The sequence below is a fragment of the Sorangium sp. So ce590 genome (assembly GCF_051521365.1).
In the GTDB taxonomy this organism is placed as follows: domain Bacteria; phylum Myxococcota_A; class Polyangia; order Polyangiales; family Polyangiaceae; genus Sorangium.
The window spans coordinates 9,975,156-9,998,287 of record NZ_CP150346.1 but is presented as its reverse complement, the minus strand read 5'-3'; the positions used below and the strand labels follow the sequence as shown (position 1 = coordinate 9,998,287).

Below are 23,132 nucleotides of genomic sequence, written 5' to 3'. Positions count from 1 at the left end.
CAAGGGGCAGGCCGTCGCGCCTCCGCGTGAGCCGCGCGGCCTGCTCAGTGCGTCTTCTTCGGCGTCCGCACGGACTCCGCTGGGCTCTCGTCCTTCGCTGCCCCCCCGGCGTCGTCTCTGACCGCGGGCGCCGCCGCGGCCGCGCCCCGCGCCGTCGAGGCGGGCGGCGGGGCGGCGCTCCCGTCCCGCCCCACCGCGCCGGAAGACGGCACGGGCGTGGCCGTCGTGGGGCGCGGCGTGACCGTCGGCGGCGCCGGCGTGTGCCCGGCGCGATCGCTCTCGCGCTGCCAGGGGTACTTGATGCGCCCGTGGTACATGTTGACCAGCGTCGACGCCATCCGGCTCGTCATGATGCGCAGGTCCTCGATCGTCAGCCCGGACTGATCGAGCTGGCCGGACGCGAGCTTCGAGAACATCACGCGCTGGATCATCTCCTCGAACTTCTTGTGCTCGGGCGGCCAGATGGTCCGCGACGCCGCCTCGATGGAGTCGACGAGCATCAGGATCGCCGTCTCCTTCGTCTGCGGCTTCATGCCGGGGTAACGGAAGTGCTCCTGCGTCAGGTCCTTCGGGTTCCCCTGCTCGACGCACTTGTGCCAGAAATACTCGACGACCTGCGTGCCGTGGTGGGTGTACGCGAACTCGACGACGGGCTCGGGGATGTTGCCCTCCCGCAGGATCTTCGTGCCCATCACGACGTGCGCCATGATGGCGTCGGCGCTCACCTCCGGATCGAGATCCTCGTGCGGCGAGCGCTCGCCGGGCGCGAGGTTCTCGATGAAATACTTGGGCTGCACCGTCTTGCCGAGGTCGTGGTAGTAGGCGCCCACGCGCGTCAGCAGGGCGTCGGCGCCGATCGCCGCGGCCGACGCCTCGGCGAGGTTCGCCATCGCGCGCGCGTGCTCCCAGCTGCCCGGCGCCTCCGCCGCCATCTTCTTGAGCAGCGGCTGCTCCAGATCGGTGAGGTCGAGCAGCTTGTCGCGTGGCACGTGCCCCATCGCCCGCTCGGCCGGCTCCCTGAGGCCCCGCCCGAGCACGCCGACGAGCAGCCCCCCGCCGATGCAGGCCAGCACGTTCGACCCGAACCCGCGCTTCAGATCCGCGACGAGGTCGAAGCTGCCCTCGAACAGCACGGTCAGCGCGACGAACCCGATCGCGCCGGCGAGGCCCGCGAGGCTGCCCGCGACGAGCAGCTGCCGCGAGCCCTTGCGCTTGAAGAAGAACATGGTCGCGGCGATGCCGCGCACGAGCAGCACCGACAGGAGGACCACGTCGAACCGGAGCAGCGACGCGGCGATGAACGCGACGCCCACCTCGACGAGGAACGCGGTCCGCCGATCGAACGCGATCGCAACCCAGAGCGGGAGCGCGGCGACGGGCATCCAGAACTCGGGGAGCGCCGTGAAGAGCAAGAGGAGCTTCGCGACGATGAGCGAGCCCGTCATCAGGACGAACATGCCCACCTGCGTGCGCAGCAGCCGCACCCGGTTCTGCCCGAAGCGACGCAGGTAGACCGTCAGCATCAGGCAGACGATGAGGTAGATGACGTACGTGCTCGCGACGCGCGCGCCGAGCCCGGGCTGGCGCATGCGCCGCACCGTCTCGTACGCCATCGCGGCGTCGTGGTCCTCGTTGTGCTCCGACAGGACCGTGCCGCGCGGCACGATGACGCGCGCGTGCTCGTACGAGAGCGTGAAGCTCCCGTCGTGCCTGTCGCGCACGATCCGCGGCCCGTACGGGACCCGCAGCGTCAACGGCGCGGGCTCGCCCATCTCGGGCGCGAGCGACGGGATCAAGAGCTCGCCCACGCAGAGCACGGCGAAGAGCGCCGCGAAGAGGACGCTCAAGACGAAGCCGGCGAGGGGACCTGCCCGGATACGCGTGCGCAGCATGGAACCGCTCGGTCTCGTCCGCTGGATACAGCTTGAGAAACGGTTGACGGGGCGCGCTCGCGCGTCGCCCCGCCGCCACCGACGGCCGCGGGCGGTCGCCGATGTCAAGGTGTGGGCGGGACCCTAGCAAAGAAGCGCGGCCGAGTCAGCGGCGCGCGACCCGGGCGCGAATGTCGGCTCCGGCGCGCCGTCCAACGCCGGCGCGCGCCCGCCGGCCACGCCGGCGACGCCGAGCGTCGGCGTCGGATCACCCTCGCGATGTTCCAGTTGCTCCCGGTAAACATCGATTCGAGCAGACAATTGCCGTTCGGCGCAAAAGTTGCTACCCACAGGAAATGTCCCCGCTGCGCATGCTGCTCGAACGCCGCGGGTGCGTGGTGATCATGGGGGTACTGAACCGCACGCCGGACTCGTTCTCCGACGGCGGTCGCTTCGCGGATGAAGGGACGGCGCTCGCGCAGATCGATGCGATGCTCTCCGAGGGGGCGGACATGATCGACATCGGCGCGGAGTCCACGCGACCGGGTGCGCAGCCCGTGTCGGACGACGAGCAGATCGCGCGCATCGGCGGGAGCGTCCGCGCCGCGGTGAGGAGGGGGGCCGTCGTCTCCATCGACACGACCTCCCCCGTCGTCGCGGCGCGCGCGCTCGACGACGGCGCGGCGGTGGTCAACACGATCTCGCTCGACAGCGCGGCGGAGCTCGGCGCGCTCTGCGCGCGCCGCGGCGCGTCGCTCGTGCTCATGCACAGCCGCGGCTCGATGTCGGCGATGGCCGGCTTCTCCGCCTACCCGGACGACGCCTACGGCGATGTCGTCGCCGACGTGGCGCGCGAGTGGTCGCGCGCCGCCGAGCGGGCGCTCGAGGCGGGCCTGCCGAAGGGCGAGCTCGTCCTCGACCCGGGCCTCGGCTTCGCCAAGAACGCGCGGCAGTCGCTCGAGCTGTGCGCCAGGCTGGACGAGCTGTGCGCCCTCGGCTTTCCGGTGCTCGTCGGGCCGAGCCGCAAGTCGTTCCTCGCGCGCGCCGCGGCGGCGGAGGCCTCGGCGCGGGGCGACCGCGCGGGCGCCGCGCCGGCGTCGCCCCCGGAGCGCCTCGGCGGCACCGTCGCTGCCGCGCTCGCCTGCGCCGCGCGCGGCGCCGCGGCGGTGCGCGTCCACGACGTCGGCCCCGTGCGCCAGGCGCTCGACGTGATGCGCGCGATCGAGCGCGCGGGCCCGTGCGACCGCCGCGGCGCCGGCGCACCCCTCGCCCTGGGGGCGCGCGGCGATGGTTGATGGGTTCCTCCGCCTCTTCTCGGCGAGGCCGGCGACGCAGGTCGTCCGGGACCTCGTCGACATCTTCATCGTCGCCTACGTCGTCTACCGCGCGCTGCTCGTGCTGCGCGGCACCCGCGCGATGCAGATGGGCCTCGGGCTCGGCATCGTCTTTCTCATCTATCTCGGGGCGAAGGTCTTCGGCCTGACGACGCTCCTCAACCTCCTCTCGTGGCTGCTCTCGTCGATCATCCTCATCGTGGTCGTCGTCTTCCAGAACGACATCCGCCGCGCCCTCATCCGCGTGGGCGGCAGCAACTGGTTCACGAGCGGCCGCGAGCAGCAGTCGCGGGTCATCGACGAGGTCGTCGCGGCCGCGACCGAGCTCGCCCGTCACCGCATGGGCGCGATCATCGCCTTCGAGCAGGACGCCAACGTGCTGGAGTTCGTCAAGAGCGACGGCATCCACATCGACTCGGTGGTGACCCGGGAGCTGCTCGTCTCGCTCTTCGTCCCCGAGTCGGTGAACAAGCTGCACGACGGCGCGGTGCTGATCCGCGACCTCAAGATCGCGCGCGCCGGCGTCTTCTTCCCGATGCCGGAGACCAAGATCCTCGACGCGAGCCTCGGCTCCCGGCACCGCGCCGCGCTCGGCATCACCGAGGAGACCGACGCGGTCGTGGTCGTGGTCAGCGAGGAGCGCGGCACGATCAGCTTCTGCTTCAGCGGCAACATCGTCTCGAACCTGGACGGCCAGTCGCTGCGGCACGCGCTGCTCGGGCTCTTCGGCCGCTCGTCGCGCAGGCGGCGCTTCGCGAAGAAGGTGGCCCAGAGCGGCCGCGCGAGCCTGCCGACGCCGCCGGCGCGCGGCCCGGCGGTGAGCCCCGCGCAAGGCGCCGCCGCGCAGGGGCTCGAGCAGCCCGGCAAGCCCGCCGCCGCCGCCGCGGCGAAGCCGGCGCCGATGGAGGCCAAGCCCGCGGCGCCGATCACGAAGACGTCGTCGATGATCAAGGCGCCCGCCGAGGCCGACGCGCGGCTGGCGGCGCGGATGACGACGACCTCCACGCCGATGCGCTCGGGCGCCGATGCGCGCACGACGCCGGGGTCCAGCGCCGACCTCCGCGCCGCGGCGGGGTCCGGCGCCGACGCGCGGAGCCCGGGGAGCACCACCGCCTCGCAGGACGGGGATCGCCCGTCCGAGCGCGGCCGGCCGGCGCTCGTCGACGCCACCGCGGCGGCCGCGACGGACTCCCCGGTTCCATCGCAGCGCACCTTCGTTCCGACGGGGCAGGTCGCGACGGCCGCCGCGTCCAAGGGGAGCGCGGAGGGGATGCCTCCGCGAGATGAGCCATGACGCTCGCCGGCATCCGTGAGGCGCTCCGCTCGGCGCTGTTCGACAACCTCGGCCTCAAGCTCCTCTCGATCACCTTCGCGCTGTGCCTCTACGCCTTCATCCACGGCGCGGAGAACGCGCAGCGCACGTTGATGCTCAGCGTCGTCTCGATCCTCCCGCCCGAGTCGAGCAACCGGCAGCTCATGACGCAGATCCCGAACGAGGTCGCGATCACGGTGCAGGGCCCGCGGACCCAGCTCGACGACCTGCGCGCCGAGAGCCTCGGGACGCTGCGGCTCGACCTCCGCGACGGCACGGTGACGCGTTACGATCTCGAGCCCTCGGATTTTCACGTGCCCGCGGGGCTGGTGGTCGAGCAGATCTACCCGTCGACGATCGAGCTCAGCTGGGACGACGTGGTCGTGCGGGCCATCCCGGTGCACGTGCCGCGCACGGGGGACGCGGCGCAGGGGTTCCTCGTGAAGGGGATGGTCTCGGTCGAGCCGCCGGCGGTCAACGCCCGCGGCCCGCGCTCGGTGGTCGACGTGATGCAGCTCGCGCGCACCGCGCCGTTCGACATCAGCGGGCTCACCGAGGGCACCTACCAGCGGCAGCTCGCCCTCGATCGGCCGCCGAAGCTCGTGACGTACGACGTCGACAGCGTGATGGCGACGCTCGAGATCGGGCGCGAGCTCGCCACGCGGACCTTCGATCGCAAGGTCGAGGTGGTCGGGATCCCGCGCGCCACGGTCACGCCGGCCGTGGTGCAGGTGAGGATCACGGGGACGCCGGAGGACGTGAGCGCCGTCAACCCCGACTCGATCATGGCGCGCGTGGAGCCCAAGGCGGCGCAGCTCGACATGAGCCAGCCGGGCAGCGACTTCCTCGACGTGCTCGTCGACGTCCCCCGCGTGACCGCCGAGGTCAACCCGGCGAAGGTCATGGTGAAGTGGTGAGCGCGGCGCGCTGACGCTCCGCCCTGGCGGAGGTCAGCGCGACGGGCATGGGGATCGAGCGGCGACGGCGGCGCCGCGCGGCGGCTCAGCCGGGCGGCCCCTCGCCGCCGTCGCCCCGGGACAGCCCGAGCTCGCCGAGCAGCGCGCGCAGCTTCTCGGGCCCGCGCTTCGGATCGGCGAGCTTGACGATCGCGTAACGCTCCTCCTCGGTCAGCCCCGCCAGCCGGCCGAGCGCGGCGTCGTCGAGCGCGCCGTCCGGGCCGAGCCGCTCGCGCAGCCGCGCGCTGACGCTCTCCGCGTCCCAGGCGGCGCGGCGCACCGGCGCGCCCGCGAGGGGGGTGAGGTCGACCCCGGCGCGCGCCGCGAAGCCGCGGAGCACGTCGGCGTAGACGGTGAGCTCTTCGTCCGTGTCGACCGGCAGGTGACACAGGGCGAGCCGCTCCGCGCGCGACAGCGCCTGCCATCCCGCGAGCGAGATCTTGAGCTCCGCGAGGTCCAGCTTTCGCCGCACCGAGAGCGGCACACAGTCGAGCGAGGCGTGGACCTCGCCCTCGAGCGCGAACTGCCTGTACATACTTCCCTTCTATAGCTGCGCCCCGATCCTGCCGCGAGCCGTGGTTGCGCCTGGCACGCGCGGCGCGGTTCGCGCTAGCCTGCCGCCGTGCGCCGCCTCGGGCTCCTCTCGACGCTGACCGCGCTGCTCGCGCTCGCGTCGCCGGTGCGGAGCGCCCACGGCCAGCCCGCCGCGGCCGCGCCGCCGGCGCCCGCGGCGGCCCCCGTGCCGCTCGACCGCGTCGTCGTGCGCTGGCATGCGCCGGAGACGGGCGGCGTGCGTCGTCCTCAGTTCATCTTCGAGCGGGAGCTCGCCTTCGAGGCGCGCATCGAGGCGCTCGCCGATCCCGACGCGGAGCCCGGGCTCTACCGGGACCGGCACGTCCGCGCCGCGCTCGATCGGCACATCGCCGAGACGCTGCTCGCCAGCCTGCCGATCTCGCCGGCGCCGACCTCGGTGGAGGTGGCGCAGCGCGCCGAGGCGGCCCGGTTCGCGCTGGAGCAGCGCGCCCGCGGCCGCGCGCGCCTCCTCGCCGCGGCGGCCGCCGAGGGGGTGAGCTCCGACGAGCTGGACGCGCTGCTGCGCCGCCAGGCGCGCGCGAGCCTGTACCTCGACCGCATGGTCGCGCCGATGCTCGAGCCCAGCGATTTCGAGCTCAAGCTCGTCCTGCGCTCCGGCGCCACGCCGTTCAAGGATCAGCGCTACGAGGACGTCGTCCCGGCGCTGAAGCGCTGGTACGTGGCGCAGCGGCTCGCCCAGGCGCTCGACGCGTACTACCAGAACGCGCGGGCCCGGGTGTCCCTGAGCATCGTGTCCGCGCGCTGAGCACGCGAGCGCGTGCGCGCGAGTGACGCGTGAGCGAAAGGACGCCGCGTCTACAGAGTCTGCGGCGGGTACAGCGCCAGAGCCCACGGGACACGGGCCGGCTGCTCGAAGCCAGCAGAAGCGATAACGCAGGTAGACTCTATCCCTTGAGATCGAGGGACAACCCGTGAGCCGCCGGAAGGCGCGGTCGCCAGGGCCCTTCGACGAGATCGGTTGGAGCCGCCTGCTCGACAGCACCGACGTGAGCGTCGCAGTCGCCGACCCGTGTGAGCGCCCGGCGCGGACCGCGACCGGCTTCCCGACCAGCGATCCCCGCCAATGCGCCTCGCGCGCCCGGGACCGTGCCTGTCCTCCGAGCGCCGCCGCCCGCACGCGGCGAGCGACATGACGTGTATCGAGGCGACCGCGTAACGCCCTTCCTGGACAAAAACACGTCCACCTCACGGTACACTGCAGTCGCGACTGACCCGCTCGCGATCTGCGTCGCGCGCTACGCTGTTGCGGCGCATTGCGTTATATTGCGCACCCAGGCAGGCTTCTCCCGCGGCCGCGCGGCGCCGCCCGGCCCTGCGCGCGCGCGCAGGGGCCTCTCGCGGGCGCGGCGCGCGGCGCGCCCGCGATCGTCAATGACGGTCCTCGGCGCCTCGAAACGAAAAACCAAGTTCGAACTCCCGAAACAATCCGCGCCAGGGCGCTCGACGTGGCTCCGCCGCCGCACGAAAGCCCCGCGTCGCCGAGGCTCGCGAATGCAGCCTTCCAGTCCGCATCGCGCGCGCCGCACTCGCCGCAACGTGCGAGGCGCCGCGTAAATTCTTTCGGCAGCACTTCATCCAGATCGAGTTGCTTTTGGCGCGATGCGTCATTTGGCGCCTCGGCTCCTGGCCCAGGGAGCGGCGAGGGGGGGCTAACACAAGTGATTTCGGTTACTTAATAATAACGCATCGCGGAAGGCAACAAACTGCTGTGGGTGCTTCGGAGACCTTTGACATGAACAGAACGTTCCTGTTAACTGTGCCCCCCGCGAGCCCCACGTGTGTGGCAGCGGGCGGCTCTGTCCCACAGAGCCAACCTTAGATTCTCTTGATAGGCCGCTTCCTCTGCCGCGCTGGCCATCTGGCCAAATCACCTCCCCATCACCACAAGCACACTCCAGAGACATGGATAGGAGCGTCGTTCGATGACATCACTTAAGAGAGACAGGTCGTCGGTTCCCAGCATGCGAATCGCGGGTCGGCGCGCCGCAGTCCGAGCCCTCGGGCTGGTTACCGTCTCCGCTATTTGCCTCACGGCGGCGCCGAAGTCGGCCCACGCCGTGGGCAGCGAGAACTTCGAGTGGCACTGGTACTCGCGCCTCGGCATGGCGTGGTCGCTCCACGGGCAGAAGGCCCAGGGCCAGTCGATGAACCTGCTCGGGTTCGGCATCGGCGGCCGCTACGAAGAGGATGACTACTCCGAGCCGTCGTTCGTCGCGCACGTGGTGAAGGGCGCGACACCGCAGGACTTCTTCGTGAAGTCCGAGATGACCTTCGCCATCTGGCGTCAGTACGGCGGGCAGTTCATGCAGCCGGGCTCGAACGACGGCCAGGCGATCACGATGCAGTTCAACCAGGCCTACATCGAGGCCGGTAACTTCCTCGTCCCGGGCCTCAGCGTCTGGGGCGGCGCGCGCTTCTTCCGCGAGCAGTACGCGCCCATCGGCGACTACTTCTACCTCGACGACCTCAGCGGCCAGGGCGGCGGCATCACGTACGAGAACCTGAAGCTCGCCATCCTTGGGTACCGGCGGTCGGCGGACGAGGCTGGCGGCCCCCCCGTCTACAACTTCGCCAATGGAGTCGAGCGCTTCCGCACCATCTTCGCCGGTAACTACAAGTTCGAGTTCGGCGGCGAGGCCAAGCACCACGTCAAGGTCCACGGCGAGTTCCACGTCCTGCCGGCCGCGACGCGGGGGCCGGGCCAGGATGCGCCCGACAACGGCAAGGGCGACCTCGGCGGCGTCATCGGCGCGAAGCTCCACCTCGGGCTCGGCCAGGGCAACTGGAGCGACACGGCCGTGCGCTTCGGCACCGGGATCGCCAACGGCGCCGCCGGTGGTGGCAAGACGTACCAGACCTGGGGCGCTCCGAACGATGAAGGCACCTACGCGGGCTCCTTCGCCATCGAGGCCGTCGAGCACGTCGGCTTCCGGATCGGCGACATCGCCGCCCTCGAAGGCCTCGGCACCTTCCACTACACGAAGGCGGCGTACGAGGCCGAGGGCGCCGCGGCCCCCGTGGCCCTCGAGAAGCAGATGGACTTCTCGATCCAGGCGAACGCCACGATCTTCGCGCACAAGAACTTCCACCCCGTCGTCGAGGCCTCGTTCCAGGGGCGCAAGGACGGCGAGCAGGATCTGGGGACCGCGATCAAGCTCTCGGTCGTCCCGACCCTCGTCCCGACGGGCGAGCTGAGCACCGGCGCGCGTCCGCACTTCAAGCTCATCTACACGGCCGCCATCTACAACGAGGCGGCGGTCCTGAACGACCAGTCGCCGTACATCCGCGCCTTCGGTCTCCGGGACGCCACGGACCCCGCGAACGTGAGGGCCCGCTCGACCGTCGGCCACTACATCGGCGCGCGCACCGACTGGTACTTCTAGACCGCTCGGCGATCGAACCCGCCGCTCCCCTCCGTTCCTTCCGTCCCACCCTCAGGCCAGCGCCCCGGCGCCGCGATCGCGGCGCCGGTGGCGCGCCCTCACGCCGTGTCGCTGCGCGACTCGCTCGCGATCTCCTGCGAGGCGGGCCCGGACTCATCGTCCGCCGGGCCCTGGGCCTCGTGGTAGTGGTGCGCGAACGAGCGCGCCGCGCGGCGCGCCTTCAGGAACTCCGCGAACGCGGTGAGCGTGTCGAGATCCCGCGGGCCGAGCGCCTCGGCGATGTCGCGGAGGTTCTTGCGCAGGCTCTCCACGCTCTTGCCGCGGCGGGGCTCCCGCACCTCCTCGCGCTCGCGCTCGCGCTCGCGCGGCGGCGCCTCGACCGCAGGGGTCGCGGGCGCGGTCGCCTCCGGGCGAGCCGGCGCCTCCGGAACCCAGAGCGGGCGGGGGACCGGGTTCAGCGCGTGGGCGCTCAGCCACGCCTCCATGAAGATGCGCAGCCGCTCGCTCCGGAACGCGAACCAGCGCTCCCGCTCGGGGCCGTAGGACATCAACACATCCTTGAAGCGCCGGAACGCGCCCTTGCCGTCGATCGCCTGGCTGAGCTTCGCCTGGAGATCCATGTCTTCCACCATCGGGATGTAGCGCTCCATCCACCGGTACTGCTCGCGGGAGCTCACGGGATCGATCCGGAGGTAGTTGGCATCGGCCGCGATGCGCGCGTGCATCTGCGGATCGGCCACGCCGTCGACCACTCGCAGCACGTCGCCCGTGCCGAGGTGCAGGTACGAGTGCACCTCTGGGGCGTTGTTCTCGAAGGCGTCCTCCAGCGCCTCCCAGTCGATCGGGATGTCGCGAACGGCCGTCCCGCCGGCTGAAGCATTCTCGGTAGTCGACATGTCCTCCTCGTCTCCATCGAAAGCAGCGAGGCGGCGGTGGGCTGGCCGCGCGCCTCGGTTCAAGTGCACCAAGTTTGAACGGAAATGCGCCGTCGTCATAGCACTCTACGCTGGTTGGGGGCTTCTGGGCCTAACTCTCGCAACCTAGGGTTGATTCCTTGATCCGGAAGCCCGTTCGGCCGCCGAGCCGGGGCGCGACGGCGGCTCGGGAGCGAGCTTCGGAAGACCTGGTTCAAGCGGAAAACAGCGTGGAAATTCGGAGAATCGGCGCGTGATCATCCGTGCTGCGAGCGCGCGCGGGCGACGGCGTCGGACCAGCGGCGGAGGTGGGAGGAGCGATCCGCCTCGCTCATCGCGACCTGGAAGCTCTGCCCGACACGGGACATGCGGGCCGAGTCCTCCTTCGTCCGGAAGAGGCCGGCGCCGACGCCGGCGAGCATTGCGGCGCCGCGCGCCGTCGTCTCCAGGTCGGCGGGGCGCTCGATAGCGACGTTCGCCACGTCCGCCTGGAACTGCATGAGCAGGTCGTTCACGGCGGCGCCGCCGTCCACGCGCATCCGGCGCACGGGGTGGCCCAGGTCGTCGGCCATGGCCTGCACGAGATCCGTCACCGAGAGCGCGATTCCCTCGAGCGTCGCGCGGGCGAGGTGCGCCGCGGTCGTGCCGCGCGTCACCCCGGAGATGATCCCGCGGGCGTCCGGATCCCAGTAGGGCGCGCCGAGGCCGGAGAGCGCCGGGACGAACGTGACGCCCTCGCTGGAGGGCACGCTGCGGGCGAGCGCCTCGACCTCCGCCGCGCTCTTGATGAGGCCCAGGCCGTCGCGGAGCCACTGCACCGCGGCCCCGGCGATAAAGGCGCTTCCCTCGAGCGCAAAGACCACCTCGGCGCCGATCTTCCAGCCCACGGAGGTGAGCAGGCCGAAGCGGCTCCGGAGCGGGCGATCGCCGATGTTGGCCAGGACGAAGGCGCCGGTGCCATAGGTGCACTTGGCGTCGCCGGTCGCGAAGCAGGCCTGGCCGAAGAGGGCCGCCTGCTGGTCGCCGGCGATGCCGGCGATCGGGATGCCGTCGGGCAGGTGCGGGAAGCCGCGAGTCGCGGCGACGCGGCCCGCCGAGCCGACGATCTCCGGCAGGAGCGGGCGCGGGATCCGGAGCATCGCGAGCATCGCGTCGTCCCAGCTCAGCGACGCGAGGCTCATGAGCAGGGTGCGCGACGCGTTTGTGACGTCGGTCGCGTGCACCGGCGAGCCGCCGGCCACGTCGCCCGAGAGGCGCCAGACGAGGAAACTGTCGATCGTGCCGAAGCAGAGCTCGCCGCGCTCGGCGCGCGCGCGGGCGCCGACCACGTTGTCCAGGATCCACTCGAGCTTCGTGCCGCTGAAGTACGGGTCGAGCACGAGGCCGGTGGTCTCCTCGACCACCTGCTCGTGGCCCGCGGCGCGGAGCTCGGCGCAGCGCGCCGCCGTCCGGCGGTCCTGCCACACGATCGCGCGGTGGATCGGCCGGCCGGTCGCGCGGTCCCAGACGACCGTCGTCTCGCGCTGGTTCGTGATGCCGATGGCCTTGATCGCGCTGCCGTCCACGCCCGCCGCCCGGAGCGTCTCGCCGACGGCGTCCTGAACGCTCTGCCAGATCTCCTCCGGGTCGTGCTCGACGAGCCCGGGCTCCGGGAAATGCTGGTGAAATTCGCGCGTGGCGCGGGCCACCGTCGCGCCCGCCGTGTCCATGAGGAGGGATGTCGTTCCGGTGGTGCCCTGATCGATCGCGAGGAGGTACGCGGAATCCATGCGGCCGACTAACGCGGCGGCCCGTGGGCGCATAGCCGTTCCAGGCGACACTTCCACACGGATCTCGGCCTGGAATACTGATCTTTTGATCAGTGCTGGCCACCGGAGGCCGCCCTGGGCGATCGCGCTGGATTCCGGGCGCGTTCTCGCAGATCCGCGCGGTCGCTCACCTTGGCCGGTGCTGGACTCCGGCCGGAAAGATTGTCGGTCCGTGCCCGGCTGAGTAATCTCCCAGGACCGATGGCCCGCCTCATCCTGCAGACCGCCGAGGGCCAGCAGGCGATCGAGCTGCGGCCCGTGAACTCGCTGGGGCGCCACCCGAACAACTCCATCCAGCTGCTCGACAAGATCGTCTCGAAGGAGCACTGCATCATCGAGCAGCGGGGCGATCACTTCGTCCTGCGCGATCTCGGGAGCCTGAACGGCACGTTTATCAACAGCGAGCGTGTCCGGGGCGAAGCGCCGCTGAAGCACGGGGACGAGATCGCCCTGGGGTCCACGCGCGGCCGGTTCGACGACCCGGGTGCCCCGGTCGCTTCGCCGCTCGTCCCGGGTTGGCCTCCCGCGGTCAACCACCAGGGCGCGATGCCGGCGCAGCCTCCGGGGGCTTACGGACACCCGCCGCGCGAGGGAGCCTCCTATCCGGCGCCGGCGCAGCCTCCGTACGCGCGTCAGCAGCAGCCGGCGCCGCTGCCGGGCACGCCGGCGGCGCCGCCGGTGACGCGGCAGCCGCCGTACGCGCCGCCGCTGGTCGCCGGGCCGGGCGGGACCGCGCCGCTGCCGGGGCGCTCGGGGGCGCACGGCGGCTCGTACGTCGCGCAGGGCACCCGCATCGACGTGAACGATCAGGCCCGCCAGATCGGGACGCAGATCGCCGCGGTGGACAAGGGGTTCCTGGCGTTCGACCGGATCGCCAACGACATGAACCAGCTGCGCGCGGACTACGAGCGCCTGCGGCTGTCGCACGAGCTGTCCCGCGAGATCGCCGCCGAGCGCGACACGACGAAGCTGCTCGAGAAGATCCTCACGAGCGTCTTCAAGTTCATCCGCGCCGACCGCGGGGTGATCTTCCTGCGCAACGAGAGCGGCGAGCTCACGCCGCAGGCCATGCAGCGGCGTGACGGGACGACGGCGCCGATCAGCGTGTCCTCGACGATCCTGAACCACGTCGTGCACGAGCGCGCCGCGGTGCTGACGCACGACGCGGCGATGGACTTCGCGGCGTCGAAGGGCAAGAGCATGATCCTGAACCGGATCAGCTCGGCCATCGTCGCCCCGCTCGTCGCGCCGCTGCAGCACAACAACGAGGTGCTCGGCGTGCTCTGGCTCGACTCGGAGACGCTCGCCCAGTTCCAGCCCAAGGACCTCGAGCTCGTGACCGCCATCGCCTACCAGGCGGCGATGTTCATCGAGATCAACATCCTCGGGAAGAAGATCGAGAACGAGATCGTCACGCGCGAGCAGCTGCGCCGGCTGCTCTCGCCGAACATCGCCGAGCGCGTCCTCAGCGGTCAGCTCGCCGTGAAGCAGGGCGGCCAGCACGTCGAGGAGTGCACCGTCTTCAACAGCGACATCCGCGGCTTCACGCGCATGGCCGAGAGCAAGAAGCCGGAGGAGCTGGTCGTGATGCTGAACCAGTACTTCGAGCGGATGGTCGACACCCTCTTCCAGTTCGAGGGCACGCTCGACAAGTTCATGGGCGACGGGATCATGGCGCTCTGGGGCGCGCCGGTCGCCCACCGGGACGATGCGGTCCGCAGCGTGGAGTGCGCGCTGAAGATGGGCGAGGTGCTCGGCGAGTTCAACCGCGAGCGGCTCGAGCGGGACGAGCAGCCGCTCGCGGTCGGCATCGGGATCCACACCGGGCCGCTCGTCGCGGGGTACATCGGCAGCTCGAAGGCGCTCAGCTACACGGTGATCGGCGACGTGGCGAACACGTCGGCGCGGCTCTGCTCGATCGCGCTGGCCGGTCAGATCGTCATCAGCGAGACCACGTACGCGCAGCTCGGGGGCAGGTTCGAGACCGAAGAGCTCCAGCCCGCCAAGGTCAAGGGCAAGGACAAGCCGATCCCGATCTACAACGTGATCCGGAGCCGGCCGATGGCGCAGGTCCCGACCAACGTCGAGCCGGCCAACGCCGCCCAGGAATGAGCGCCATGGTCGCGGCGCCTCCGCCCCGGGCGGGCGCGGCGCGCGCGTGGGTGCCCGCGAGCGTGCGCTCTGCGAGCGCGTGAGCGTGAACGACGTGATGCGGCGCGGCAGCACAGCCCCGTAGCCGTCCGCCCGCTGCAGCGTTAGGGTCCGCGCCGTGGCTGCTTCGATTCTACCTTTTGAGAAACCTGTCGCAGAGCTCATCGAGAAGGTGCGGGAGCTGCGGTCGCTCGCCGCGGCCGACCCGCGGTTCGAGCCGGAGCTCGCCCAGCTCGAGGACAACACGGGCCGGCTGGCGCGCGAGATCTTCGCCGGGCTCACGCCGATGCAGAAGGTGCTGCTCTCGCGGCACGCGAACCGGCCGTACACGCTCGACTACATCAAGCGGCTCTTCACGGACTGGGTCGAGCTGAAGGGCGACCGGCGCTTCGCCGACGACTGCTCGATCGTCGGCGGGCTCGCGACGTACCACGGGCGGAGCGTGGTGGTCGTGGGCCACCAGAAGGGGCGCGGCGCGAAGGAGAACGTGAAGCGCAACTTCGGGATGCCGAACCCGGAGGGCTACCGGAAGGCGATACGGCTCTACGAGATGGCCGACAGGTTCGGGCTCCCGATCCTGACGTTCATCGACACGATGGGGGCGTACCCGGGCATCGGCGCCGAGGAGCGCGGTCAGAGCGAGGCGATCGGCTCCGCGCTCGCCGCGATGGCGCGGGTCGGGGTGCCGATCGTGGCGACCGTCATCGGCGAGGGCGGCTCGGGCGGCGCGCTGGCGCTCGGCGTCGCGAACCGCGTGCTGGTGCTCGAGTTCAGCTGCTACTCCGTCATCTCACCCGAAGGCTGCGCGGCCATCCTCTGGAAGGACGGGAGCCGGGCCGACGAGGCCGCGTCGCGGCTCAAGATCACCGCGCCGGACCTCCTGCAGCTCGGCGTCGTCGACACCATCGTCGAGGAGCCGACCGGCGGCGCGCACCAGGACCACGACGAGGCCGCGGTGCGGCTCGACAAGGCGCTCTGGGCGACGCTCTCGTCGATGGACGGGCTCAGTCCGGAGGAGCTCGTGGACGACCGGTACCGCAGGTTCCGCGGGCTCGGGTCGTTCGTGGGTTGAGCGGCGCGTCGCCCGGGCGCTCCGGCTGGCTCTCCCCGGGCGCCGGGGCTATACGGCTCGCGGATGGACTACGGCAAGGCGATGCGGACGCTGCTGCTCGTGGGCACCAGCGCCGTCGCCGCCGGCGTGGTCCTCCAGGTGCAGTCGCGGTTCAACGCCTCGGATCGCAGGGCGGCGCTCGGCGTCGTGCAGCAGTACCGGCCGGAGGGCGGCCGGAGCGTGCCTGAGGCGATCGGCGCGCGGCACCCGGGCAAGGCGCCTGTGTGGAGCACCGCCACCGAGTCGGCCTGCTTCCAGCACGTCCGCGTGCGCGCGACGATCGAGGGAGAGCCGAGCGCGGCGTACGACTTCCTTGTCGACATCAACGGTCCGTCGATCCACCCGGGGAACCGCGAGGGCGAGGCGATCCTCGGCGAGCTCACCCGTCTGCGGGCCGAGCCCGCCGCCGCGCGGGGGGCGCCGTGAGCGTCCGCGTGGCGCTTGTGGGCTGCGGGCGGTGGGGGGAGAAGCTCCTCCGCGCGCTGTCGGAGAACGCGCGGGCGCGCGTCGTCGCGGTGGCGGACGTCGACCGCGGCCGCCTCGCGCGGGCGCGCGCGCTCGCGCCGCGGGCGCGGCTCGTGCGCACGGTCGACGAGGCGCTGGCCGCGCGCGTGGACGCGGTGCTCGTCGCGACGCCGCCGTCGAGCCACGGCGAGCTCGCGCTGCGCGCGCTCGAGGCCGGCGCCGACGTGTTCGTGGAGAAGCCGCTGGCCCTCTCCGCGGCGCAGGCCGACCGCTGCGCCGCGCGCGCGGCGGCGCTCGGCCGGATCGGCATGGTCGGCCACCTGCTCCGCTATCACCCCTCGGTCGTGCACCTCGTCACGCTCGCGCGCGAGCGGCGCCTCGGCGATCTCGTGAGCTTCAGCGCGGCGCGCCTCTCGACGGGCGGCGCCTTGGGCGGGGCCCGCTCGGCGCTCTGGACGCTCGGGCCGCACGACCTCTCGGTGCTCTCGGCCCTCGACCCGAGCCCGCTCGTCGAGGCGCGGGCCCACCTCTCGCCCGGCGGCGAGCACGTCACGCTGGCGGCGCGCCTCGAGAGCGGCCTCGCCGCGCAGATCGAGCTCTGCTCGTCGAGCCCGACCAAGGAGCGGCGGCTGCGGCTCGCCGGCAGCGCGCGCGTCGCGGTCTTCGACGACGTGCGCGCGCCCGACCGGCTCGTGCTCCTCGACGGGCGCGGCGCGGCGGCGGGCGCGGCGGTCGGCGATCGCGACGCGCTCGCGCCGGCCGGGCACGAGCTAGAGGTGCCGTGGCGCGAGCCGCTCTCGGTGGAGATCGAGCATTTCCTCCGCTGCGTCGAGGACCGCGCGCCGCCGCTGACGCCGCTCGACGAGGGCGCCGCGGTCGTGAGGCTCCTCGAGCGCGTCGAGGCGACGCTCGCGCCGGTCGAGGCGCGGGCCGTCGCCGCAGGGTAGCTGCGAGGACAGGCGATCACAGGCGAGGACAGCGAAAAGCCAGCGCGAAAAGGCGCGCGGCGCGCGGCCGGGGCCCCGCTGCGCTTTGCAGCGCCGGATCGGCGTGGTACTGCCTTCCGCTGGAAGGATACGATGCCGCAGGATCCGAAGATCACGCCCACGCAGCTCAAGGCCCCGCACGGAGCGCGCGTGATGGAGATCCACTGGGCTGACGGCCACCGCAGCGTCCTTCCGCACGAGATCCTGCGCGGGTACTGCCCGTGCGCGAGCTGCCAGGGGCATGGCGGCACGATCAACTTCGTGCCCGGAGGCGATCTGAACGTCCGCGAGATCGAGCAGGTCGGCAACTACGCGATCCAGTTCACGTGGGGAGACCAGCACGACTCCGGGATCTACACCTTCCGGTACCTGCGCTCGCTCTGCCAGTGCGACGAGTGCAAGCCGCAGTTCCAACCGCCCCGATCCAAGTGACCACCCGCCGCGCACACAAGCCTCAAGCTGCTCCTCCGCCGGCGCGCGCCGAGCGGCAGCTCGATCCGTTCCAGATCGTCGACGCCTCCTTCGTCGCCGGCGCGGGCTCGCTCGCGTCGCTCCCTCCGCCCGTCAGCGCGGAGGTGGCGTTCGCGGGGCGCTCGAACGTCGGCAAGTCGAGCCTCATCAACACGCTGGTCGAGCGCAAGGGGCTCGTCCGGACGAGCTCGAACCCCGGCTCGACGCGGCAGATCAACCTCTACGAGGCCCGGGCGCGCGACGGCGTTGTGTTCCAGCTCGTGGATCTGCCGGGGTACGGCTTCACGAGGCGCTCGAAGTCCGAGAAGGCGGTGTGGGCGTCGCTGATCGAGGGATACCTGCGCGGGCGCGTCACGCTCGCCGCGGTGCTGCTCCTTGTCGACGCGCGCAGGGGCATCGAGGAGGACGATCTCGAGCTCCTCCGCTTCGTCGAGGCGTCGCGCGACGTCGCGCGACGGCCCGTGGAGCTGCTCCTCGTGGCGACGAAGATCGACAAGGTGCCTCGCTCGTCGGTCCGTCGCGCGCTCGACCAGGTGTCCGCCGCGGCGCCGCGGACAGCGGGCGGCGCGCTCCGCCGCGCGGTGGGCTTCTCGTCGATCACCGGAGAGGGCAGGCGGGATCTGTGGCTCGCGCTCCGGCGCGCGACGCTGCTCGGCGGCGCGGCGCCGCCGCCGAACAGCGGCGCGGCGGGCGAGGACGAGGAGCGACGGACGACCGACGGATGACCTCGCCGGGGTGCGAGACGCGCGGAGAAACGGCGCGTCTCGCCCCGGTGCGGGGCCGATGGAGGTATTGACCCGCCCTCTGGCCCTCCATTAACGTGCGGCTCCTCCGGCTTCGCGGGGGAGTCACCAGAGCCGACAGTCCCGCTGTCGCGCCGCGTCTCGCAGCGCAGAGCGCGCGCGCCAGCCCACGTTCTCACCGGCTGACCCTACGATGCCCGACTACTCCGGCCAGGTCACGCACGTCCACGCGTCGCTGACGCCGCTCTGGTGGATCCCGCTCCTGCCCTTGCTCGGCGCGGTGACCAACGCGCTGTTCGGCCGCGCGCTGCAGCGGAGCGCGTTCGGTCGTGGCCTGTCGAAGCGGCTCCACATCGGGAGCTTCGGCGTCACGCTCGTCGCGGTGGGCGCCATGCTGGGCGCCTTCGCCCTCGGGCTCGCGAACTTCATCCAGCTCGCCGGGCTCGCTCCGGGGGAACGCGCTCTCTACAGCTTCGCCTGGCAGCTGGTCCGCATCGGGTCGTTCGACGCGAACTTCGCGTTCTTGATGGACCCGCTGAGCGGCCTCATGACGCTGATCATCACCGGCGTCGGCGCGCTCATCCATGTTTATGCCGCGTCGTACATGGAGGCGGACCCTTCGTACTGGCGATTCTTCACGTACCTGAACCTCTTCGTCTTCTCGATGTTGCTCCTCGTCCTCGGGGACAATTTCATCGTGATGTTCTTCGGCTGGGAGGGCGTCGGCCTCTGCAGCTACCTGCTCATCGGGTTCTGGTACAGCGACTACAAGAAGGCCTCTGCCGGCATGAAGGCCTTCGTCGTGAACCGGATCGGCGACTTCGGCTTCGTGTGCGGTCTCATGCTCCTCTTCTGGGGCCTCGGCGCCAGGTGGCTCGACGACGGCCGGTTCCTGTCCGACTACCGGGCGCGCTTCATCGCGGTGGCCGCGGAGGCGCGCGGCGATCACGGCGCCTCGGCCGGGACGAACGGCGGGCCGACGGGCAAGCCGGGCGAGCGCAGGGCGCCGCGCGCCGGCGCGAAGGGCCATCTCACCTTCACCGGTCACCCCGGCGCGCGCGTGTACCTCGGTATCGCCGACGCCGCGCAGCTCGCCTCGAACCCGCGGCCGTTCGGCGTATCTCCCTTCATCCGGAGGGAGATCGACGCCGGGGTGCACTCCGTGGTGATCGTGCCGGGCGACGGCGCCGTCGTCGGGGGCGACGGCATCGAGATCGCCGCGATCGAGCGGATGCGCGTCGAGCCGGGCAAGGGGGTCGTGCTGGCGACCGTGGGCTCGACGGTCACGTTCCGCGAGATCCACGACCAGCTCGTGATCAAGGACGCGGGCGGCAAGGCGTTCCTGAAGGACGCGCTCGAGTCGAAGACGGTGTGGGGCGTCGCGCTGATCACGCTGGCCTGCCTCTTCTTGTTCGTCGGCGCGGCCGGCAAGAGCGCCCAGATCCCGCTCCACGTCTGGCTGCCCGACGCGATGGCCGGCCCGACCCCCGTCTCCGCGCTGATCCACGCCGCCACCATGGTCACGGCCGGCGTCTACCTGATCGCGCGCCTCAGCTTCCTGTTCTCGCTGAGCCCGGTCGCGGGCGGGGTCGTCGCGCTGATCGGGGCCTCGACGGCGCTCTTCGCGGCCACGATCGGCTTCTTCCAGTACGACATCAAGAAGGTGCTGGCCTACAGCACGGTGAGCCAGCTCGGCTTCATGTTCATCGGGGTCGGCGTCGGGGCGTACTGGGCCGCCGTGTTCCACCTGATGACGCACGCCTTCTTCAAGGCCTGCCTCTTCCTCGGCTCCGGCTCGGTGATCCACGGGATGCACGCCGTGGAGCACGACGAGGCCGCGGCGCAGGACATGCGCAACATGGGGGGCCTCCGCCGCGTCATGCCGCTCACCGCGCGGACGTACCAGGTGGCCTGCTTCGCCATCACCGCCGCGCCCATCCCGTTCTTCGCCGGCTTCTGGTCCAAGGACGAGATCCTCTGGAGGGCGTTCGGCACCGAGAATACCGGCCCGATCCCGGGGCTGCTCATCTACGGGATGGGGCTCGCGGCGGCGCTCTGCACCTCGTTCTACATGTGGCGGAGCTACTACCTGACGTTCGAGGGGCCGCACGCCCGCAAGGAGATCGAGACCCAGGTCCACGAGTCACCGCCGGCGATCACCTGGGTGCTCGCGGTGCTGGCGGTCCTGTCGACGTTCGCGGGCGCGGTGTTCGGCTTCTCCAGCCACTTCGTCGGCGGTCACGGCGAGCCCCTGCTCGAAGCGTGGCTCCATCCGGTGTTCGCCCACGCGGACGTGTCGTTCCGGCGCCACGGGCTGGGGCTCGAGCTCGCGCTCATGGCGCTCTCCGTCGGCGGCGCGATCTTCGCCTTCTCGCGCGCCCGCGCCCGCTACGGCGAGCGGCGCTCCGCGCGTTGGGCGGAAGAGGAGCGGCGGTTCCCGGGCTTCCGGCTCCTCTCGAACAGGTACTACGTCGACGAGATCTACGACGCCACGGTGGTGCGCGCCGTCCTCTCGCTGCGCCTCTTCTTCGCCGAGATGGACCGGTGGATCGTCGACGGCATCGTCAACGGGGTCGCGGTCCTGGCCCGGGCCGCGGCCTGGGTCACGGGCGCCATCGACCGGTACCTCGTCGACGGGGTCGTGAACCTCGTCGCCGAGGGCACGCTGAGCGCGGGCGCGAGGCTCCGCACCCTGCAGACGGGGCGCATCCAGAGCTACGTCTACTTCCTCCTGGGCGGGGTCGCCTTGATCAGCATCGTTCATTACTTCCTGCGGTGAACGGCGGATGTCGAACCTCTCCTTCGTCAACACGCGCCGTGGCGTCGCCCTCGCGAGCCCGGCCAGGTCCACCTCGATGAAGCTCCTGATTCCCCTCCTGGCCGCGCTCTCCCTCCTGCTCGGCGCGGCGCTGCCCGCGGCGGCGCAGACCCTCGAGGCGCCGCGGGCGCTCGAGCCGCGCGGCCAGATCGCGCTGCGCGCGGAGGCGCCCGGCGCGCCGGTCGAGCTCGCCGCGAGCGGGCCGGACTACGCCGGCTCGTTCACGATCGAGAACCGCGGCGACGGCCCCCTCAAGGTGACGCGGGTGATCGTGCGCACGTCGCCCGAGGACCCGCGCGTCCCGCCGGGCGTCAGCGCGGAGCTCGAGGGCGGCGGCACCGCGGCGAGCCTCCCGCCGGGCGCGCGCCGGAAGGTCGTGGTCCGGTGGAGGACCGAGGGCGTGCGCGCGCGCGAGCTCTACGGGCACGTCATCGTCGAGTCGGACGCGGTCGCCGCCGGCGCGGTCGCGCCGGGGCGGACGCTGGCGATGGGCATCCACGCGGAGCGCGGGCGCGGCCTCGGCTTCGTCGGCGACCACATCCTGTCGATCCTGACGTTCCTGCCGCTGCTCGGCGTGGTCGCGATCTTCCTCGCGCACCTCCTGCGCTACAACGACGACCGGAAGCTCCGGCTGATGACCGTCGTGCTGATGGGCGTGAACCTCGTCCTCGCGGGGTGGCTCTACGCCCAGTTCGACCGGAGCTTCACGCGCGCCGACGGCAACGACGGCTACCAGTTCATCGAGCACGGCGTGTGGATCCGCTCGCTGAACGTCGAGTACTTCGTCGGCGTCGACGGCGTGTCGATCTCGATGGTCCTGCTGACGGCGCTGATCTCGTTCGTGGGCGCCCTCGCGAGCTACAGCGTCCATGACCAGCTCAAGGGCTACTTCGCCATGTACAACCTCCTCGTCACGGGGATGTTCGGCGTCTTCATCGCCCTCGACCTGTTCCTCTTCTTCGTCTTCTGGGAGGTGATGCTCCTGCCGATGTACTTCCTCATCGGCATCTGGGGCGGCCCGCGGCGCGAGTACGCGGCGATCAAGTTCTTCCTCTACACGCTGGCCGGCAGCGTCTTCATGCTGCTCGCGTTCATCTGGTTCTACCTGAACGCCGGCCACACCTACCTGGTCGACGGCCAGGCGACCGAGCGCATCTTCTCGATCCCGGAGCTCTCGCGCGTCGCCTGGGCGGCGCAGGGCCTCGAGATCCTCGGCGTCGCCGCGGTGAAGGTGGCCTGGATCTGGCTCTTCGTCGCGTTCGCCATCAAGATCCCGATGTTCCCGTTCCACACCTGGCTGCCGGACGCCCACGTGGAGGCGCCCACGGCGATCAGCGTGATCCTCGCGGGGGTGCTCCTCAAGATGGGCACCTACGGCATCCTCCGCATCAACTTCACCCTGCTGCCCGAGGCGACGCAGTGGGCCGCGCCGGCCATGGCGACGTTCGGGGTGATCAACATCCTCTACGGCGCCTTCTGCGCCATGGCGCAGAGCGACCTGAAGAAGCTCGTGGCCTACTCCTCCGTCAGCCACATGGGCTTCGCGCTGCTCGCGCTCGGCGCGATGACGCCGCAGGGCATCCAGGCCTGCCTCGTCCAGATGTTCAACCACGGCCTGATCTCCGGGATGCTCTTCACCCTGGTCGGCGTCGTCTACGACCGCGTGCACACGCGCGACATCGACAAGTTCGGCGGCCTCGCCTCGGAGATGCCGCTCTACACGGCGTTCATGGGCTTCGCGTTCATGGCGTCGCTCGGCCTGCCCGGCCTGTCCGGCTTCTGGGGCGAGGCGTTGACCTTCATCGGCGCCTTCCCGCGCTACCGCGCCCTCACGATCCTCGCCGCCGTCGGCGTCATCCTCACCGCGGCCTATCACCTCTGGGCGCTCCAGCGGATGTTCCTCGGCACGTTCCGCGCCTCGTGGCGGCAGAGCAAGTACCTCGAGCCGTTCGGCGGGAAATTCCCGGAGATCAGCGGGCGAGAGCTCGCGTCGATCGCGCCGCTCGCGGTGCTGGTCCTCCTCCTCGGCTTCTGGCCGCGCCCGCTCCTCCGCCTCATCGATCGCGGGGCCCTCGAGGTGCACCGCCTCGTCGACAGGCCGGGGCCGTCCCAGATCGCCGGCGCGCCCGGCGTGGACAGCGGCGCGCCCGCCCGCGCGGCCGCCCCGGAGGAGCGCGCGGCGGCGGGCCGAAGCGTCCTCGCCAGCGCCAGATAA

General features: G+C 71.4%; 17 protein-coding genes. 13 read left to right on the top strand and 4 right to left on the bottom strand.

All coding sequences use genetic code 11. The features are described 5' to 3' along the window. Nucleotides 1-44: 44 nt before the first annotated feature. Nucleotides 45-1,892, bottom strand: a complete 1,848-nt coding sequence (locus WMF28_RS37900) for an HDIG domain-containing metalloprotein (RefSeq protein WP_437598465.1) — start codon at nt 1,890-1,892, stop codon at nt 45-47. 335 nt (nt 1,893-2,227) lie between these two features. Between WMF28_RS37900 and folP the strand changes: the two genes are divergently transcribed. From folP to WMF28_RS37885, 3 genes are read left to right on the top strand one after another with little or no spacing between them, the layout of a single operon-like run. Beyond that, a complete protein-coding gene (gene folP, locus WMF28_RS37895) occupies nt 2,228-3,166 on the top strand; it encodes a dihydropteroate synthase (RefSeq protein WP_437598464.1) in 939 nt (312 codons plus the stop codon). Beyond that, nucleotides 3,159-4,499, top strand: coding sequence for a diadenylate cyclase CdaA (gene cdaA / locus WMF28_RS37890; RefSeq protein ID WP_437598462.1), 1,341 nt, complete (start codon nt 3,159-3,161; stop codon nt 4,497-4,499). Before folP ends, cdaA begins: the two co-directional genes overlap by 8 nt. Continuing rightward, nucleotides 4,496-5,434: a CdaR family protein gene (locus WMF28_RS37885; protein ID WP_437598461.1), complete on the top strand. Its 939-nt coding sequence runs from the start codon at nt 4,496-4,498 to the stop codon at nt 5,432-5,434. The genes cdaA and WMF28_RS37885 overlap by 4 nt, the downstream gene beginning before the upstream one ends. Nucleotides 5,435-5,519: 85 nt before the next feature. Here WMF28_RS37885 and WMF28_RS37880 read toward each other — a convergent pair whose 3' ends face one another. After that, nucleotides 5,520-6,008 carry a nitrate reductase associated protein gene (locus WMF28_RS37880; protein WP_437598459.1) on the bottom strand — a complete coding sequence of 163 codons (489 nt, stop codon included), beginning with the start codon at nt 6,006-6,008 and terminating at the stop codon, nt 5,520-5,522. 87 nt (nt 6,009-6,095) lie between these two features. Between WMF28_RS37880 and WMF28_RS37875 the strand changes: the two genes are divergently transcribed. Then, nucleotides 6,096-6,812, top strand: coding sequence for a hypothetical protein (locus tag WMF28_RS37875; RefSeq protein ID WP_437598458.1), 717 nt, complete (start codon nt 6,096-6,098; stop codon nt 6,810-6,812). 1,312 nt (nt 6,813-8,124) lie between these two features. Beyond that, entirely contained in the window at nt 8,125-9,450 is a 1,326-nt protein-coding gene (locus WMF28_RS37870) for a carbohydrate porin (RefSeq protein ID WP_437598456.1), read from the top strand. Between the two features lie 98 nt (nt 9,451-9,548). Here WMF28_RS37870 and WMF28_RS37865 read toward each other — a convergent pair whose 3' ends face one another. Together WMF28_RS37865 and glpK are read right to left on the bottom strand one after the other, a co-directional pair. Next, nucleotides 9,549-10,346 carry a UPF0158 family protein gene (locus WMF28_RS37865; protein ID WP_437598454.1) on the bottom strand — a complete coding sequence of 266 codons (798 nt, stop codon included), beginning with the start codon at nt 10,344-10,346 and terminating at the stop codon, nt 9,549-9,551. A gap of 275 nt (nt 10,347-10,621) precedes the next feature. Further along, complete coding sequence (gene glpK / locus WMF28_RS37860; protein WP_437598453.1) at nt 10,622-12,133, bottom strand: glycerol kinase GlpK; 1,512 nt, start codon at nt 12,131-12,133, stop codon at nt 10,622-10,624. 240 nt (nt 12,134-12,373) lie between these two features. Here glpK and WMF28_RS37855 point away from each other — a divergent pair, with 240 nt between their 5' ends. From WMF28_RS37855 to WMF28_RS37820, 8 genes are all read left to right on the top strand, one after another. Beyond that, entirely contained in the window at nt 12,374-14,284 is a 1,911-nt protein-coding gene (locus WMF28_RS37855) for an adenylate/guanylate cyclase domain-containing protein (RefSeq protein ID WP_437598452.1), read from the top strand. 157 nt (nt 14,285-14,441) lie between these two features. Continuing rightward, nucleotides 14,442-15,395: an acetyl-CoA carboxylase carboxyltransferase subunit alpha gene (locus WMF28_RS37850; protein ID WP_437598451.1), complete on the top strand. Its 954-nt coding sequence runs from the start codon at nt 14,442-14,444 to the stop codon at nt 15,393-15,395. 63 nt (nt 15,396-15,458) lie between these two features. After that, entirely contained in the window at nt 15,459-15,860 is a 402-nt protein-coding gene (locus tag WMF28_RS37845; protein WP_437598450.1) for a hypothetical protein, read from the top strand. Beyond that, on the top strand, nt 15,857-16,846 hold the full coding sequence (locus WMF28_RS37840; protein WP_437598449.1) for a Gfo/Idh/MocA family protein: 990 nt from the start codon (nt 15,857-15,859) through the stop codon (nt 16,844-16,846). The genes WMF28_RS37845 and WMF28_RS37840 overlap by 4 nt, the downstream gene beginning before the upstream one ends. Nucleotides 16,847-16,978: 132 nt before the next feature. Next, a complete protein-coding gene (locus tag WMF28_RS37835) occupies nt 16,979-17,317 on the top strand; it encodes a gamma-butyrobetaine hydroxylase-like domain-containing protein (RefSeq protein WP_437481748.1) in 339 nt (112 codons plus the stop codon). After that, nucleotides 17,314-18,081 (top strand): ribosome biogenesis GTP-binding protein YihA/YsxC, encoded by a 768-nt coding sequence (yihA, locus tag WMF28_RS37830; protein ID WP_437598448.1) that lies wholly within the window; start codon nt 17,314-17,316, stop codon nt 18,079-18,081. Before WMF28_RS37835 ends, yihA begins: the two co-directional genes overlap by 4 nt. A gap of 211 nt (nt 18,082-18,292) precedes the next feature. Then, nucleotides 18,293-20,878, top strand: a complete 2,586-nt coding sequence (locus WMF28_RS37825) for an NADH-quinone oxidoreductase subunit L (RefSeq protein WP_437598446.1) — start codon at nt 18,293-18,295, stop codon at nt 20,876-20,878. A gap of 7 nt (nt 20,879-20,885) precedes the next feature. Further along, on the top strand, nt 20,886-23,132 hold the full coding sequence (locus WMF28_RS37820; RefSeq protein ID WP_437598444.1) for a complex I subunit 4 family protein: 2,247 nt from the start codon (nt 20,886-20,888) through the stop codon (nt 23,130-23,132).